The organism is Stenotrophomonas sp. P5_B8 (assembly GCF_054049855.1).
In genome coordinates this window covers 1-1,476 of record NZ_JBFULO010000652.1, presented here as the reverse complement: position 1 = coordinate 1,476, position 1,476 = coordinate 1, and the positions used below count along the sequence as shown (strand labels likewise).

The 1,476-nt window shown below is 63.4% G+C and carries 1 protein-coding gene; it reads left to right on the top strand.

Annotated elements, in window-relative coordinates; all coding sequences use genetic code 11:
• On the top strand, positions 1-1,476 hold a 1,476-nt coding region (locus ACXJKH_RS20380; protein WP_457322092.1), incomplete at both ends, for a condensation domain-containing protein.

The window sequence follows — 1,476 nt, the reverse complement described above, 5'->3', positions numbered from 1 at the left end:
GTCACCTGGATGTTGCCGCGCTGCGCAAGGCGCTGGACGCATTGGTGGTACGCCACGAATCCCTGCGCACGTCGCTGGTCGTTGTCGACGGCACGCCGAAGCAGCGCATCGAGCCAGCCGAGGCTGGGTTCCCGTTTGCAAGCGACGACCTCCGCGGAGCGGCCGATGCTGAGGCAGCGCTATCCAACCTGCTTGACCAAGAGACGATGCGTCCCTTCGATCTGAGCCAGGGCCCGCTTGTGCGCGCACGGTTGGTACAGCTCGGAGCCGAGCATCACGTGCTGGCGCTGAACATGCATCACATTGTATCCGATGGATGGTCGGGCACCGTATTGTTCCGCGAGTTGCAGGCGCTGTATGCCGGCTTCGTGAACAACCGACCTTCCGGGCTCGCGGCCCTGCCGTTGCAGTACACCGACTATGCGGCCTGGCAGCGACGCTGGCTATCCAACGATGCTCTTATCGAGCAGGCCGCTTACTGGCGCACGCAACTGGCTGGCGCACCAACGCTGCTCGAGTTGCCCACTGATCGGCGTCGGCCCACGGCCCAGGATTTTTCCGGCGACACACTGCCCTTGGCAATCGAGCCCGATCTGACTGCACGCCTGAAGGCACTTAGCCAACAGTGCGGCGTAACCTTGTATATGACTGTGCTGGCCGCCTGGTCGGTGCTGTTGTCGCGACTGTCCGGTCAACCCGATCTGATCATCGGCACACCCACCGCAAATCGGCCCCGGCAGGAGCTGGAGGGGCTGATCGGATTCTTTGTCAATACGCTGGCGCTGCGGATCGATACCTCGGGCACGATCAATGTCGAGGAGCTTCTGCAACGCGTGCGCGAAGTCGTTCTGAAAGCCCAGCAGCACCAGGACCTGCCATTCGAGCAGATCGTGGAGATGGTGCGACCGCCCCGTAGCCTCGCGCATTCGCCGCTCTTCCAGGTCATGCTGTCGTGGCAGGACATGGAACATGCCGACCTGTCGCTGGCCGGCCTCGCGGTGCAGCCGCTCGACAAGGCTGCGCCATTTGCCAAATTCGACCTGACCTTGAACCTGGGCGAGCGCGGAGATGGCCTGGCCGGGTCGCTGAACTTCGCTACGGCGCTGTTCGACCGAAGCACCGCCGAACGTATCGGCACCTACCTGCAAACGATCCTGTCGGCGATGGCAACCAACGCCGGCGAGTCTGTCGATGCGCTGCCGTTGCTGCCAGCCGAGGAACGGTACAAGATTCTGGTCGACTGGAATGCCACCGCCACGCCATACCCGGCCAAGCGCTGCATCCATGAGCTGTTTGAGGCCCGTGCCGCCGAGTCCCCGGATGCCATCGCGCTGCGCTTCCAGGAACATACCCTCAGCTATCGCCAGCTCAATGAGCAGGCCAATCGCCTGGCCAGGCATCTGCGTGATCAAGGTGTCGCCCCCGGCGTGCAGGTTGCCATCTGCGTGGACCGTTCGCCGGAAATGGTCATCGGCC